We start from the raw sequence: 13,642 nt of genomic DNA, 5'->3' as shown, positions 1-13,642 counted from the left end.
CTGCCCGGTGGCGGTTGGCGCCTTACCGGACCTGGGATGAGCGGTTTCCCACGTGGCGCGATCTCCCCGTAGGCCCGCGCAAGCGCAGCGCCGCCGGGCAGGATGGTCGGCGCCGAGGTAGCCCGGATCGGCTGCGGTTAGGCGCTTTCCGCCCGAGTGCGCGCCGCGCCAGGGACGGATTTCATCCGGCTGGCGCAGAATATCGCCAGCAGCGAAATCGCCACCGTAACGCCCAGGTAGATGGCCACCGGTCGCCAGTCACCATCGTATTTCGCCAGCAGACCGGTGGCGATAAGCGGTGCGGTGCCCCCGGCCAGCGCGGCGCCCAGCTGGTAACCCAGGGTGATCCCGGTGTAGCGCACATTGGCGCTGAAAATCTCTGAGCACAGGGTACCCAGCACCGCGGTCACCGGCGCCCACAGGATGCCGAAGGCAACGATCGTCGCCAGCATAATGCCCCAGCTGGTGCCGGTGTCGAGCAGCAGGAACCACGGAACGATAAACAGCCCCAGCAGCACCACGCTCAGGGTGTACATCTTTTGCCGGCCCACCTTGTCGGACAGCAGCCCCATCAGCGGGATCATCACGGTGGCCACCAGCGCGCCCAGGGTGACGGATTCCAGCGCCTGCGACTTCTGATAGCTCAGGGTGGTAGTGGCGTAGCTGACCACAAAGGTAGAGAAGATATAGAAGGGGGCGGTCTCCACCACTTTCAGACCCGCGGCGATCAGCACCTCCCGCCAGTGGTGTTTGAGCGTCACGCGCAGCGGAGCCTTCGCCACCTGGCCAGACTGTTTCACCTGCTTAAAGGCGGGCGTTTCGTCGATATCTTTGCGGATCCACAGGCCGAGGAAAACGAGGACGGAGCTGAGCAGGAACGGAATGCGCCAGCCCCAGGCAAGAAACTGCGCCTCATCGAACAGGGTCATCAGCGAGACGATAAAGGTCGCCATCAGCATGCCGATGGTCACGCCGGCCTGAGGAATACTGCCGAAAAAGCCTTTCCGCTTTTCCGGGGCGTATTCGTAGGCCAGCAGCAGCGCGCCGCCCCATTCGCCGCCGATACCCATACCCTGAATAATGCGCAGGGTAATCAGCAGGGCGGGCGCCCACAGGCCCACCATTTCGTAGGTGGGCAGCAGGCCAATGGCCACCGTGGCGCTGCCCATCAGCGACAGGGTCAGCACCAGCGTCTTCTTGCGACCGATGCGATCGCCGATGTGGGCGAAAATGACCCCGCCGATGGGGCGGATAAAAAAGGTGAGCGAAAAGGAGAGCCAGGAGAGGATCAGGCCGATGACCGGGTCGACCATCGGAAAGAAGATTTTGTTAAACACCAGCGCGGCGGCGGTGCCATAGAGAAAATAATCAAACCATTCGATGGCGCTGCCGGTCAGGCTCGCGATCAGGACCTTCTTGTTTTTCTGCAGAATGGATGCAGTGTTGCTTTCTGGATTGCTCATTACGAAACGTTCTCCCGCCACGGTAAAAGGTCAGGTGTCACTCTGTGCGTGCAGGGTGCAACCTGATGTGAAAAAGGTTGTGTAATTGTTAAGCAACTTAGAGTTGATGGTTACAATTGGCAAGTTATTCCTTGGCGACGCGGGCGAGAAAACGCGCTTTTGTCTGGTGTAACTGCGAGGTAAATTTTTATTTTCCACCTGTTTTTGCTGTTTTTTGTTATTTTCATGGTCAGTTATTCAGGTGCAACCCGCGTGTTTTTAGATGTTTCTTGTTATTTCAAAATGGTTACAAATCGACGTCGCTTTGCGCCCCGGCAGACGGCGTTTATGATGGCCGGACTATCCTCTCTGCGCGGCTGAGAGGTGATTAAGGAGATCAGAATGGCAGAACAATTTCCCCCGCTGTCGGCGACGACGCTGGCGGCGGCTAACCTGACTGGCGGCTGGCTGGCGCAGAACGATCTGGCGACGCTGACCGCGCCGCCGGCAGTGGATGTGGTGGTGCTGGCTGGCAATGCCGTGATCCCCACCATCGACGCCGCCTGCCGGCTGGCGAAGGAGCAGGAGGTTCCGCTGCTGATCAGCGGCGGCATAGGACACTCCACCGGTTTTCTGTATGAGGCGGTGCGCGAGGATCCCCGCTACCGTTCGCTCGCGGTGGAGGGCCGCCCGGAAGCGCATATTCTGGCGGATATTGCGCATGACTTCTGGCGCATTCCTCGCCCGCGGCTGGTGGTGGAGGATCGGTCGACCAACTGCGGGGAAAACGCGCGCTTTACCCGCACATTGCTGGAGAGCCGGGGGATCCCCCATCGTCGCGGGATCGTCATTCAGGACCCCACCATGCAGCGGCGGACGATGGCCACCTTCGCCCGCGTCTGGCAGGGGGCGACGACGCCGCCGCAGTGGCTGAGCTTTCCCGGCTGCTCGCCGGTGCTGGAGCAGACCGACGGCCAGCTGGGGTTCGCGGGCGGCGGGGCGGGGCTGTGGCCGGTGACCCGCTACCTCGCGCTGCTGCTGGGCGAGCTGCCGCGCCTGCAGGATTCCCCTGAAGGGTACGGTCCGCGGGGGAAAGACTTTATCAGCCACGTGACCTTCCCGCCGGCGATCCTCGACGCCTGGCGACAGCTGCGGGAGGATGACCGGCTTGCCGGGGCGCTGCAGGCCCGCCTCCTCGGCTGAAAAATGCCCGTTTGCGGCAGATTTATCGCAAACGGGCAATCTGTGTTATTGAAATGTAACCTCAACCGGGCATTTTTGGCCCGGTTTTATGAATCAGCTCACAGAAATGCGCCAACGTGCTGCGAAGCCACGGCTTATCCGCCCGATATTTAACAAAAAAATCACTTGTTAAATACAAATGCACCACAGGAGCAGCCATGACAGCACCCGTTCAACACCCAATGTATATTGATGGCCAGTTCGTTACCGGTCGCGGCGACGGCTGGATCGACGTGCTTAACCCGGCGACTGAAGCGCTGCTGTCGCGGATCCCGGACGGGACCGCGGAAGAGGCGCGGCTGGCGATTGACGCCGCAGAGCGCGCCCAGCCGGCCTGGGAGGCGCTGCCGGCCATTGAGCGCGCGGGTTGGCTGCGCAAAATTGCCGCCGGCATTCGTCAGCGTGCCGACGACATCGCCGGGCTGATCGTCGCTGAAGGGGGCAAGATCCAGCAGCTGGCGGCGGTGGAGGTTGCGTTTACCGCCGACTATCTCGACTACATGGCCGAATGGGCACGGCGTTATGAAGGGGAGATCGTGCAGAGCGACCGTCCCGGGGAGAATATCCTCGTCTTCAAACGCGCGCTGGGGGTGACCACCGGGATCCTGCCGTGGAACTTCCCGTTCTTTCTTATCGCCCGCAAGCTGGCGCCGGCGCTGATCACCGGCAACACTATCGTCATTAAGCCCAGCGAATTCACGCCCAACAACGCCATCGCTTTCGCCGAGATCGTCCACCAGGTTGGGCTGCCGAAAGGGGTCTTTAACCTGGTGCTCGGCCGTGGGGAAACCGTCGGCCAGGAGCTGGCCGGCAATCCGAAGGTGGCGATGGTCAGCATGACCGGCAGCGTAGCGGCGGGGGAGAAAATCATGGCCGCCGCGGCGAAAAATATCACCAAAGTGTGCCTCGAGCTCGGCGGCAAAGCGCCGGCCATCGTCATGGACGATGCGGATCTGGAGCTGGCGGTGAAGGCGGTGGTGGACTCGCGGGTGATCAATACCGGGCAGGTGTGCAACTGCGTCGAGCGGGTCTATGTTCAGCAGGGGATTTACGATCGCTTCGTCAACCGCCTCGGCGAGGCGATGAAGGCTGTGCAGTTTGGCGACCCGGCGGCGCGCGATGACATCGCCATGGGGCCGCTGATTAACGCCGCCGCGCGGGATCTGGTGGCGCGCAAAGTGGCAAAGGCGGTGGCGCAGGGGGCACGTGTCGCGCTGGGCGGTCAGCCGCAGGAGGGGAAAGGCTATTTTTATCCGCCGACCCTGCTGCTGGATGTGCGTCAGGAGATGGATATTATCCATGAGGAAACCTTCGGGCCGGTGCTGCCGGTGGTGGCGTTTTCGACGCTCGATGAAGCGCTGGCGATGGCCAATGACAGCGATTATGGCCTGACTTCCTCGATCTATACCCGCGATCTTAATGTGGCGATGAAGGCGATTAAGGGGCTGAAATTCGGCGAAACCTATATCAACCGCGAGAACTTTGAGGCGATGCAGGGATTCCACGCCGGCTGGCGTAAATCGGGGATCGGCGGCGCAGATGGCCGCCATGGCCTGAATGAGTACCTGCAGACTCAGGTGGTCTATCTGCAGGCCTGAGGCGCTCAATGCAGAATCGGCGGGCAGCGCAGGCTGTCCGCCGTTCACTTAGCGGGCAAATTTCTCCAGCACGCGGATCAGCTGGGTGACAAAGCCGTATTCGTTATCGTACCAGGCGACGGTTTTCACCAACTGTACGCCGCCGGCCTCCACAATCTCCAGCTGAGTGGCATCGTAGATTGAACCGAAATGGCTGCCGATGATATCGGAAGAGACAATCTCTTCTTCGGTGTAGCCAAAGGATTCATTGCCCTCTGCCGCCTGCTTCATCGCCTGATTGACCTCATCCGCAGTCACTTTTTTCTCCAGCACCGATACCAGCTCCGTCACTGAGCCGGTTTTGGTCGGTACGCGCTGGGCATGGCCTTTCAGCTTCCCGCTCAGGGCGGGGATCACCAGGCCGATAGCCTTGGCCGCGCCGGTAGTGTGCGGGATGACGTTTTCCGCCGCCGCCCTGGAGGCGCGCAGATCTTTACCGCGCGGCCCGTCCACCAGCGACTGGGTGCCGGTATAGGCGTGGATAGTGGTCATGGTGCCTACGGTGATGCCGAAGGCATCCTGCAGGACTTTGGCCATCGGCGCCAGGCAGTTGGTGGTGCAGGAGGCGACGGAGATGATGGTGTCATCCGGCGTCAGGGTGTCATCGTTGACGTTATAGACGATAGTTTTCATCTCGCCGGCGGGGGCGGAAATCAGCACCTTGCGCGCGCCGGCCTGGAGATGGGCCTGCGATTTCTCTGCCGAGGTGTAGAACCCGGTACACTCCACAATCACTTCCGCGCCCGCCGCCTGCCACGGAATATGCTGCGCCTCTTTTTCGGCATACACGGTGATGGTCTTACCGTTGACGATCAGCGCATCTTCCGTGAAGTCGACGCTCCACGGGAAGGGGCCGTAGTTTGAATCATGCTTTAGCAGGTAGGCCAGTACTTTTGGCGAGGTGAGGTCGTTGATAGCCACCACCTCGAGGCTGCTGTCGACTTCTAATAAACGGCGTAACACCAGACGTCCGATACGACCAAAACCATTAATCCCAAGTTTACTCATGGATATTCTCCGGTTGGTAAAACGACTCGATGTGATAAAACTCCTCCAGGCTTAGTCCTGACTCGCAGCCAGGTCAACTGACAATCTGTGCGGTTCGCTGCCGGGCCCGCAGCATGAGCCAGAAAAGTGGATGTTTTGGCGGGCTTTTTTATCCGTGACGGCAGGGAATAATTTTTGTTACCGGAGATGAGGGGGCCGCCTGCTGGCGAAGCGGTGAAAAGCGTCTATGCTTAACTATTGAATAACTTAGTAAAATATTGCCGTTAGATGAAGGGAGAGCTTATGGGATTCTGGAGAATCGTTTTTACTATCATTCTGCCGCCGCTGGGAGTACTGCTGGGGAAAGGTTTCGGCTGGGCGTTTATTCTCAACATTATTCTGACCCTGCTGGGCTATATTCCAGGCCTGATCCACGCCTTCTGGGTGCAGACCCGCGATTAAGGGCTGGCCCCTCAGGCCAGGCTTCCCCCTGGGACCCGCTCAGGGGGGAATCAGGCTCTCTTTGTACAGCAGCCTGTTTTCCTTCGACCAGTAGTGGCGAGTCTCCTCGTCCAGGTCGACGCTCCACTTAAACACCCCGGCGCTGGCGAGATCCCTGCAGTACTGTTCAAAGTTGATGGCGCCGGCAAAATGGCGGATGACAGCGGCCGAGGTCAGCCGATGGCTGGGGGCGCTGCGCACGCGCAGCAGGCCGCGGGCGCTTTTTATCGTGATCACCTCGTCGTTGGCCATCACAAAATTCATATTGCCGGTAGAGACAAAGTAGATATAACACGAGACCTGATGCCGACGCAGTTCACTGGCGAAGGTGGCAAAATCGGCATCTGAACGCACTTGCTCAAAAAAATGACTCAGCCTGGCCAGCAGTTCCATTTCTATCCTTATTGTGTTGCGGTGTGCGGCTTTGGCCGGTAGCGGCAGAAACCATTCATGAAGTTACTTATTCGTATTTTAATAATATAGGCGCGTTATATTAATGGTTATTGGATAACTGGAACATCGTTTCAAGTGTTACAATGTATTGCAATCGTTTGCCTGCGCGGCCTCTCTGGTGATGAGGAAATGGCGTGACGGGAGACGGGGAAACCCATGCCGGCGATGAAGGTCGCCGGCGGGGAAACGGGGTTACTTCTGGATCAGATAGCGAATGGTCGGGCCATCCTGCTGAATATCCAGCACCGTATAGCCATGGTTCCGGGCATCAAGCGGAATGTTATTGATCGACTGCGGACAGTCGCTAATCACTTCGAGGATCTCGCCTTTTTGCAGGGAGGGCATCGCCTCCAGGGTGGCGACCGCCGGATAGGGGCAGGGCTCACCGACCATGTCCAGGCGATAATCAGGGATGATGTTTTTCATGCGCTCTCCTTCGCGGTCCGGACCGCTGCCGACTGGCGGCGGAAAAAATGTCTCTCCCAGGCGATCACCAGCAGCAGGGCGATCAGCAGCAGCAGATAGGTCGCCAGCAGTCCGCCGAAGGGACCAAAAGCGTTCAGCAGGTTGACCTTTTGCCAGTGGGTGGCGAGCGGGGCGGCGATATCGTCCCAGCACCAGGCGAGCAGCGTGGAGCCGATAACGTTGCCCAGCCCCACCCACCAGTAGTGAACCTGGCCTTCCACCGCCCGGTACATCCAGCCGGTTTCACAGCCGCCGGCCAGCACGATGCCAAAGCCAAACAGCAGCCCGCCAATCGCCGCGTTGGGACCGGCCCACATGATTTTCGGCGCCATCCCCAGTTGCACATAGCTGAAGATGCCGATGGCGCTCGCCGCCATGCCGAAGATTATCGCCTTCGCCATCACCGTCCGGCCGGTGATCCACATATCGCGAAAGGCGGAGGTGAAGCAGATCTGCGCGCGCTCGATAAGCAGACCGAAGCCGATGCCGAACAGCATCGCCAGGCCGAGCGCAGGGTGGTCTGCGGCGGTGAGCAGGCCCCAGCCGATCATGGCGAAAAAGATCACCATGCCCAGGCGGAAACGGCGGCGCGCCTGCTGCGGTTTTTGGGTTAACGGCGAAGCAGCGGATACCTTTTGCATTTTTACCGGTATGCGAAAAAGAGGCAGCAGGGTGAAGCGAGCGCCAAACCAGGAGCCGATGGCGGTGGCGATGGCAAACAGCCAGGCGTGCAGGGAGAACTGCGGAATGCCGGTGAAAAAGGCCGCCAGGTTGCAGCCCATCGCCAGCCGCGCGCCGAACCCGGCGATGATACCCCCGGCTACGGCCTGCACAATGCGGATCCGGCTGCGTGGCAAGCGCAATTTGACGTTATTGGCCCACAGCGCCGCCGCCAGGCAGCCGCCGAACATGCCGATGATCATCCTGCCGTCGATGCGGGTCAGCGGCGTCCCGTCGAGATGGATCAGCTGATAATAGCCCCACTGTTCGCTGTGGACCCCCAGCAGCTGCAGCAGCTGGCCACCCCAGCGGGTAAATTCGCCGGTCACCGCCCAGAAGGTGCCGGTGATGCCAAAATAGTAGGTTGAGAGAATGCCCGCGGCGATGACCGCCGGGACGGGGGACCAGAACCGGATAAGCCAGGCCTGTTTGAAGGATTGCCATGTCATAAAAATGCCTCTGAACTCAGAAGGTATTAAAGGTCGATGACCGACCGAAGGGGGCACATAGTATCCGCCTTACCGCCAGCTTTCTCTGTTTTAGATCAAGGCCCTACCCCTGCGTCAGCACCGCCAGCAGCGCCAGCAGCGCGGGCAGCGCCTGAATATAGAGAATTTTGCGGCTGGCGGTCAGCGCGCCGAATATCCCGGCGGCCAGCACGCAGGCGAGGAAAAAGATCACCACCGGCTCGCCGGACTCCCCCAGCCACAGCCCCCACGCCAGGCCGGCGGCCAGGAAACCGTTATACAACCCCTGGTTGGCCGCCAGCACCCGGGTTTCCCGGGCGAAATCGGCGCTGAGGTTAAAGGCCCGGCGCCCGGCGGGCGCTTCCCAGAAAAACATCTCCAGCACCAGGATGGCGAGATGAATAATAGCGACCAGCGCAACGAGGAGAGTGGCTAACACAGCAGTCCTTAATCGATGAGATGAATGTGTCTGCAGTATAGCCGCTGGCGCTCACCAGGCGAGAGGGCGACTGCTATAGTGCATATAGCGTCATTTTTGCCTGCCGCGACGAGCGCCGGTTTATCTGATTGCCCTTTGGTTTAGCTTAGCGGTGATAGTATGCCGGGTTCTTTTTTTACGGGTGTGGCGTAGGTTACTGAATGTTGAATAAATTATGGGTTGTGTTATCCGGGCTGCTGTTGGTTGCCATGCCGTCGGCGCAGGCCGGGGAATTAAATCTCTATTCGATGAATACCGGCTCCTATGTTTATCACATGACCGGCAACCACGGACAATATAACGAGCATTTCAACAACAACTTTTTCTCGGTGGAGCGCAAGTTTTCAGCGGATTCAAAATACAGCGCGCTGATCGGCACCATGAAAAACAGCTTCGACGATCGCTGTCTGACCCTCGGCGTGCGCCGCGACTGGCTGAAAAACGACACCGGCTGGCTGCTGAAAGGGGTGTATGCCTATACCGGGGAATTTTTCTTTGACGCTTTCAGCCACTGCGGCGACTCAGGCACCTACCGCACCGCCAAAAAAATCACCGGCGTCGGTTTTTCGCCCTATATCTATCATGGTCTGCAGTATAACTTTACCGATTATTTCGGCGTCGAGGGCGGGATTATTCTCCCGGCGATCTTTGTGATGAGTATTCAGTGGAGCTTTCGCTAAGCGCCTGTATCAGGCCGGTAAAGGAGAGGCCACCCTGGGTGGCCTGCTCATGTTGCCCTGGCGGCAGGGATTAATGGAAACCGAGACGGATCAGATCTAACGGACAGAAGCGGCCCTCGCAGCCGTCGATTTCCACGCAGTCCGCCCGACGCAGCTGCTCGGCGGTTTTCCCCTCGCCATGGATCGCTTTAATCACGCCCGTCGTACCGTTACCGGCGATCATGACCATACTGCCGGTGGCAATAGCGTTACGATTACGGTCATAGGTTTTCATGCTCTCCTCCTCAATAAACCAGTGTAAGCAATGATTAAGCGGCCAAATTAATACCGCTTCCCGCCTAAAAAAGTTTTGAGGAATATCAAAATTATTTTAATAATGCCGACATCAGCCGGGCGCGAGAGTCATTCATGGCCGCTACAGGGTTTGCCTGCGCCAGGGGGAAAGCCTCGATCATCCTGCCAGCCATCTGGCAGGCAGGATAGGGTTTGACAACCAGATAATTCACTTTGCCGGCGCATCAGATAAGGCTGCGCAGGGCGGCTATCAGCCCTGCGACACCGCGCTCCAGCTTCTCGCGTGGACAGCCGACATTGAGGCGCAGAAAGCCGTTGCCTTCGGGACCATAGGTATATCCCGGCATAATCGCCACCTTCTGCCCGGCGATCAGCGCCTGCTGCAGCGCGCGGTCGTCAATGTTGAGGGGGCGGAGGTCGATCCACGCCAGGTAGGTGGCCTCCGGCGGCTGCCAGCGCAGCGCGGGAAAGGCGCGATTGAGCGTATCAGTCACATAGCGCAGGTTCTCCTGCAGGTAGTCGCGCAGAGCGTCGAGCCAGGGCGCCCCGTCGCGGTAGGCGGCGACATGAGCCACCAGCGCCGGGACCGAGGGCGACGAGAGCCCGTCGCGCGCTTTCAGCGCCTGCAGATAGCTGTCGCGGCAGTTTGCCTCCGGGATAAAGCCATAGGCTCCGGTAAAGGCCGGGATATTGAAGCTCTTCGACCCGGAGGTGAACAGCGCCCACGGCCCCTGAGCCACCTCGCTCCACGGGATATGACGGTGGTCGCCCCAGGTCATGTCCATATGAATTTCATCGCTAATTACCCTCACGCCATGCTTTTGGCACAGGGCCGCCATGGTCTCAAGCTCCTCGCGGCGCCACACTTTCCCCGTTGGATTGTGCGGGCTGCACAGCAGCAGCAGGGTATTCTTCGGCTCCGCCAGCGCCGCTTCCAGGCGCGCCATATCGCAGTGCCACTGATTGTTCGTCAGGGTCAATGGCACCGGGGCAATCTGTCGGCGGTTAGCGGTGATGGTGTTATAGAACGCATCGTAGGCGGGAGTATGGACGACGACGCCGTCGCCTTCTTGCGACCACTGACGGATGGTTTCCGCCACCATATAGATAACCGACGGTCCGTAGACCACCGTTTGCGGATCGATGACGCTGTGAAAGCGGCTGGCGTACCAGTGGGCAATCGCCCCGAGAAACGCCTCGTTCTGCCAGCGGCTGTAGCCGAACACACCGTGGGCCAGCCGCCGGCTGACGGCGTCGAGAATGCAGGGCGCGGTGGCGAAATCCATATCGGAGATGGTGAACGGCAACAGGTCGGGGACGCCAAACCGGTCAGCGACATAGTCCCACTGCGTGCACCAGGTGCCGTGGCGGTCGATGGGGGTGGAAAAATCAAACATCGGAACTTCCTTAGCGAGGGTCCCCCTCCGTGCCGGAAGGGGACCAGTGGGATCAGGCCTGAACGGTATTCATCAGCATGGCCATCTCATCTTTTACCGACTGCACCTGCGGGCCAATAACCACCTGCAGATTATGCTGGTTGAGCTGAACCACCCCAATGGCGCGATGGGCTTTCAGCGCGGCGGCGTCCACTTTGCTCATATCGTGTACCGACAGTCGCAGACGGGTAATGCAGTTATCCAGCGAGACAATGTTGTCGGCGCCGCCGAGGGCCGCCAGAATCGCCGGCACGTTATACCCGGATTTACCAATGGTGCCAGCGACCGCTTTCTCCACGCTGGCGGCGGTGTCGATATCGCGGCCCGGCGTTTTCAGATTGAAGCGGGTGATGGCGAAGCGGAAGATGGCATAGTAGGCCGCAAACCAGATTGCCGCCACCACCGGCACCAGGTACCACTTGGTCGCCAGACCATGCAGGATGCCAAACACCACGAAGTCGATGATATTGCCGTCGGTGTTGCCGATGGTGACGCCGAGCACCGCCATGAGGGTAAAGCCGAGACCGGTCAGCAGGGCGTGGATGACATACAGCACCGGCGCCACGAACAGGAACAGGAACTCCAGCGGCTCGGTGGTGCCGCCCACCACGCAGGCGATCACTCCGGAGATCAGCAGACCTTTAATTTTATGCCGGTTTTCCGGGCGGGCGCAGTGGTACATCGCCAGCGCGGCGCCCGGCAGGCCGCCGAGGAAGGCCGGCATCTTACCCTGCGACAGGAAGCGGGTGGCGCTTTGGGCGAAGCCGTGGGTGGTCGGGCAGCTTAGCTGCGCCTGGAAGATGGTCAGTGCGCCGCTGACGCTGTGGCCGCAGACGTCAAGGGTACCGCCGGCTTCCGTGAAGCGGATCAGCGCCACCAGGATGTGGTGCAGGCCAAACGGCAGCAGCAGTCGCTCGCCGGTGCCGAAGATCATCGGCCCAAAATCGCCGGCGCTGTTGATCATCTTTCCGAGTGCATTGATCCCCATAGCGAAGACCGGCCACACCAGCGGGATCGCCAGCCCGACCAGACCCAGCACCACGGTGGTGACGATCGGCACAAAGCGGGTGCCGCCGAAGAAGGCCAGGGCGTCCGGCAGGCGAATGTTGTGGAAGCGCTCATGCAGCAGCCAGACGATAGTCCCGGCGATAACCGCCCCGAGGATCCCGGTATCGATCGACGGAATACCGATGATGTTCTGGATATTGTTGGCCTTGAGAATAGCGGCGTCGGTGGTGGGCAGAATGCCTTTCGCCGTCAGCCAGAAGTTGACCGCCAGGTTCATGACCGCGTAGCCGACAAAACCGGCGAAGGCGGCGACGCCTTTGTTCTCCCGCGCCAGCCCCAACGGGATGGCGATACAGAACATCACCGGCAGGAAGCTGAAGGCAAAGGAGCCGACTTTGCTCATCCAGATAAAGATGGCCTGCAGCAGCGGTATATCCAGCCACGGCAGCAGGGTCAAAACATCGTGACTGCTTAACGAGCTGCCGATCCCCAGCATGATCCCGCAAAACGAGAGCAACGCCACGGGCAGCATAAAGGTTTTTCCCAGCTGCTGGAAAAATTCCCACAAGGTGATTTTTGGTGCGGTTTTCGCCGTCATAACACGGTTCCTGATTCTCAAGTGGTCGGGAAGAACTAACGCCACGGCAAGATAAAACGTTTTACCACTTTTTAGTGCGATAAAAATCACATATTCAAGCGATAATAAGGTTTATAAAGATCGCACAATGATAAAACGTTTTATCGACAGGCAAGGGAGTCAGCCGGCACGCTATGGCTATCGCAAAAAAGATCACCATCAATGATGTGGCGCTGGCCGCCGGCGTCTCCGTGAGCACCGTTTCGCTGGTGCTGAGCGGGAAAGGGCGTATCTCCAGCGCCACCGGCGAGCGGGTTAATCAGGCCATCGAGCAGCTGGGATTTGTGCGCAACCGTCAGGCCGCCTCGCTGCGCGGCGGACAGAGCGGGGTGATTGGCCTTATCGTCAGCGATCTCTCTAAACCGTTCTATGCCGAGTTAACCGCCGGCCTCACCGATGCCCTGGAGAGGCAGGGGAAAATGGTGTTTCTCACCCAGGGAGGGCGCAGCGGCGAGAAGATGGCGCAGCGGTTTGACACGCTGGCGGCGCAGGGGGTGGATGGGGTGATCATCGCCGGGGCCATCGACCGCGGGAGCGAGCTGCGCGAGCGGGCGGCGGAGGCGGGTGTGCCGCTGGTGTTCGCTTCCCGCGCCAGCTATCTCGACGATGTCGACCTGATCCGTCCGGACAACATGCAGGCGGCGCAGCTGGTGACCGAGCATCTGATCCGCCGCGGCCATCAGCGGATCGCCTGGCTTGGCGGCCAGAGCTCGTCGCTGACCCGCGCCGAGCGAGTCGGCGGCTATTGCGCCACCTTGCTGAAATACGGTCTGCCGTTTCATAGCGAATGGGTACTGGAGTGCGAATCGAGCCAGAAGCAGGCGGCGGAGGCGATGACCGCGCTGCTGGGGCAAAACCCGACCATCACCGCAGTGCTGTGCTACAACAACGTGGTGGCGACCGGCGCGTGGTTCGGTCTGCTGCGCGCCGGAAGGCAGAGCGGGGAGGATGGCGTCGACAGCTACTTCGAGCAGCGGGTGGCGCTGGCGGCGTTCGCCGATGTGCCTGAGGCCGCGCTTGACGACCTGCCGCTCACCTGGGTCACCACCCCGGCGCGCGAGATGGGAAAAACGCTGGCGGAGTCGATGCTGCGGCGGCTGGAGGAGGGCGCGGGCGAGACGCGAAATCAGATCATGCCCCCGCGGCTGGTGACGAGAAAATGACGGAGACGGCGCGCGCTGGCCGTCTCCTGAGC

At 60.1% G+C, this 13,642-nt stretch carries 15 protein-coding genes; 5 read left to right on the top strand and 10 right to left on the bottom strand.

All coding sequences use genetic code 11. The features are described 5' to 3' along the window. Positions 1-137 precede the first annotated feature (137 nt). Positions 138-1,463 (bottom strand): MFS transporter, encoded by a 1,326-nt coding sequence (locus ACOI7D_RS19545; protein ID WP_109547406.1) that lies wholly within the window; start codon positions 1,461-1,463, stop codon positions 138-140. 381 nt (positions 1,464-1,844) lie between these two features. Here ACOI7D_RS19545 and ACOI7D_RS19540 point away from each other — a divergent pair, with 381 nt between their 5' ends. After that, positions 1,845-2,645, top strand: coding sequence for a YdcF family protein (locus ACOI7D_RS19540; protein ID WP_109547405.1), 801 nt, complete (start codon positions 1,845-1,847; stop codon positions 2,643-2,645). A 61-nt stretch (positions 2,646-2,706) separates the two neighbouring features. Here the strand turns inward: ACOI7D_RS19540 and ACOI7D_RS19535 are convergent, their stop codons facing one another. Further along, complete coding sequence (locus ACOI7D_RS19535; protein ID WP_044522685.1) at positions 2,707-2,844, bottom strand: hypothetical protein; 138 nt, start codon at positions 2,842-2,844, stop codon at positions 2,707-2,709. Between ACOI7D_RS19535 and aldA the strand changes: the two genes are divergently transcribed. After that, complete coding sequence (aldA, locus tag ACOI7D_RS19530) at positions 2,843-4,282, top strand: aldehyde dehydrogenase (protein WP_109547404.1); 1,440 nt, start codon at positions 2,843-2,845, stop codon at positions 4,280-4,282. The two genes, ACOI7D_RS19535 and aldA, sit on opposite strands and share 2 nt — an antisense overlap. 48 nt (positions 4,283-4,330) lie before the next feature. On the opposite strand, the gene gap is transcribed toward aldA, so the two are convergent. After that, positions 4,331-5,329, bottom strand: coding sequence for a type I glyceraldehyde-3-phosphate dehydrogenase (gene gap, locus ACOI7D_RS19525; RefSeq protein WP_016160929.1), 999 nt, complete (start codon positions 5,327-5,329; stop codon positions 4,331-4,333). A gap of 282 nt (positions 5,330-5,611) precedes the next feature. Here gap and ACOI7D_RS19520 point away from each other — a divergent pair, with 282 nt between their 5' ends. Then, positions 5,612-5,770, top strand: a complete 159-nt coding sequence (locus tag ACOI7D_RS19520; protein ID WP_002903230.1) for a YqaE/Pmp3 family membrane protein — start codon at positions 5,612-5,614, stop codon at positions 5,768-5,770. Positions 5,771-5,809: 39 nt separating this feature from the next. On the opposite strand, the gene ACOI7D_RS19515 is transcribed toward ACOI7D_RS19520, so the two are convergent. The 4 genes from ACOI7D_RS19515 to ACOI7D_RS19500 form a co-directional block, all read right to left on the bottom strand. Next, the gene (locus tag ACOI7D_RS19515) at positions 5,810-6,202 is read right to left on the bottom strand and encodes a DUF1398 domain-containing protein (protein WP_050534165.1); all 393 of its coding nucleotides are present in this window, start codon (positions 6,200-6,202) and stop codon (positions 5,810-5,812) included. Between the two features lie 252 nt (positions 6,203-6,454). After that, a complete protein-coding gene (gene yedF, locus ACOI7D_RS19510) occupies positions 6,455-6,688 on the bottom strand; it encodes a sulfurtransferase-like selenium metabolism protein YedF (protein WP_004204092.1) in 234 nt (77 codons plus the stop codon). After that, positions 6,685-7,896: a selenium metabolism membrane protein YedE/FdhT gene (yedE, locus tag ACOI7D_RS19505; RefSeq protein WP_023289489.1), complete on the bottom strand. Its 1,212-nt coding sequence runs from the start codon at positions 7,894-7,896 to the stop codon at positions 6,685-6,687. Before yedE ends, yedF begins: the two co-directional genes overlap by 4 nt. Positions 7,897-7,999: 103 nt before the next feature. Beyond that, positions 8,000-8,353, bottom strand: coding sequence for a DUF1304 domain-containing protein (locus ACOI7D_RS19500; RefSeq protein WP_048297423.1), 354 nt, complete (start codon positions 8,351-8,353; stop codon positions 8,000-8,002). 239 nt (positions 8,354-8,592) lie between these two features. On the opposite strand from ACOI7D_RS19500, the gene ACOI7D_RS19495 reads away from it, so the two are divergent. Beyond that, positions 8,593-9,072, top strand: coding sequence for a hypothetical protein (locus ACOI7D_RS19495; protein ID WP_162489987.1), 480 nt, complete (start codon positions 8,593-8,595; stop codon positions 9,070-9,072). A 70-nt stretch (positions 9,073-9,142) separates the two neighbouring features. Here ACOI7D_RS19495 and ydfZ read toward each other — a convergent pair whose 3' ends face one another. The 3 genes from ydfZ to malX form a co-directional block, all read right to left on the bottom strand. Beyond that, the gene (ydfZ, locus tag ACOI7D_RS19490) at positions 9,143-9,346 is read right to left on the bottom strand and encodes a putative selenium delivery protein YdfZ (RefSeq protein WP_004151566.1); all 204 of its coding nucleotides are present in this window, start codon (positions 9,344-9,346) and stop codon (positions 9,143-9,145) included. Positions 9,347-9,590: 244 nt separating this feature from the next. Further along, positions 9,591-10,763: a MalY/PatB family protein gene (locus tag ACOI7D_RS19485; RefSeq protein ID WP_109547403.1), complete on the bottom strand. Its 1,173-nt coding sequence runs from the start codon at positions 10,761-10,763 to the stop codon at positions 9,591-9,593. A gap of 52 nt (positions 10,764-10,815) precedes the next feature. Beyond that, on the bottom strand, positions 10,816-12,408 hold the full coding sequence (gene malX / locus ACOI7D_RS19480; protein ID WP_244341716.1) for a maltose/glucose-specific PTS transporter subunit IIBC: 1,593 nt from the start codon (positions 12,406-12,408) through the stop codon (positions 10,816-10,818). Between the two features lie 173 nt (positions 12,409-12,581). Between malX and ACOI7D_RS19475 the strand changes: the two genes are divergently transcribed. Next, the gene (locus tag ACOI7D_RS19475; RefSeq protein WP_048334909.1) at positions 12,582-13,610 is read left to right on the top strand and encodes a Mal regulon transcriptional regulator MalI; all 1,029 of its coding nucleotides are present in this window, start codon (positions 12,582-12,584) and stop codon (positions 13,608-13,610) included. Positions 13,611-13,642 lie beyond the last annotated feature (32 nt).

The organism is Klebsiella sp. C360, from assembly GCF_048822415.1.
GTDB classification, from domain to species: domain Bacteria; phylum Pseudomonadota; class Gammaproteobacteria; order Enterobacterales; family Enterobacteriaceae; genus Klebsiella; species Klebsiella quasipneumoniae.
Note: the sequence above shows the minus strand (reverse complement) of the source record. Positions and strands in the feature narration are given on the sequence as shown.

Bases quoted from the DNA above. Each gene is read 5' to 3' on its own strand.
- ACOI7D_RS19545 (WP_109547406.1), bottom strand. From the start codon at position 1,463: ATGAGCAATCCAGAAAGCAACACTGCATCCATTCTGCAGAAAAACAAG.
- ACOI7D_RS19540 (WP_109547405.1), top strand. From the start codon at position 1,845: ATGGCAGAACAATTTCCCCCGCTGTCGGCGACGACGCTGGCGGCGGCT.
- aldA (WP_109547404.1), top strand. From the start codon at position 2,843: ATGACAGCACCCGTTCAACACCCAATGTATATTGATGGCCAGTTCGTT.
- ACOI7D_RS19535 (WP_044522685.1), bottom strand. From the start codon at position 2,844: ATGGCTGCTCCTGTGGTGCATTTGTATTTAACAAGTGATTTTTTTGTT.
- gap (WP_016160929.1), bottom strand. From the start codon at position 5,329: ATGAGTAAACTTGGGATTAATGGTTTTGGTCGTATCGGACGTCTGGTG.
- ACOI7D_RS19520 (WP_002903230.1), top strand. From the start codon at position 5,612: ATGGGATTCTGGAGAATCGTTTTTACTATCATTCTGCCGCCGCTGGGA.
- ACOI7D_RS19515 (WP_050534165.1), bottom strand. From the start codon at position 6,202: ATGGAACTGCTGGCCAGGCTGAGTCATTTTTTTGAGCAAGTGCGTTCA.
- yedF (WP_004204092.1), bottom strand. From the start codon at position 6,688: ATGAAAAACATCATCCCTGATTATCGCCTGGACATGGTCGGTGAGCCC.
- yedE (WP_023289489.1), bottom strand. From the start codon at position 7,896: ATGACATGGCAATCCTTCAAACAGGCCTGGCTTATCCGGTTCTGGTCC.
- ydfZ (WP_004151566.1), bottom strand. From the start codon at position 9,346: ATGAAAACCTATGACCGTAATCGTAACGCTATTGCCACCGGCAGTATG.
- ACOI7D_RS19485 (WP_109547403.1), bottom strand. From the start codon at position 10,763: ATGTTTGATTTTTCCACCCCCATCGACCGCCACGGCACCTGGTGCACG.
- malX (WP_244341716.1), bottom strand. From the start codon at position 12,408: ATGACGGCGAAAACCGCACCAAAAATCACCTTGTGGGAATTTTTCCAG.
- ACOI7D_RS19475 (WP_048334909.1), top strand. From the start codon at position 12,582: ATGGCTATCGCAAAAAAGATCACCATCAATGATGTGGCGCTGGCCGCC.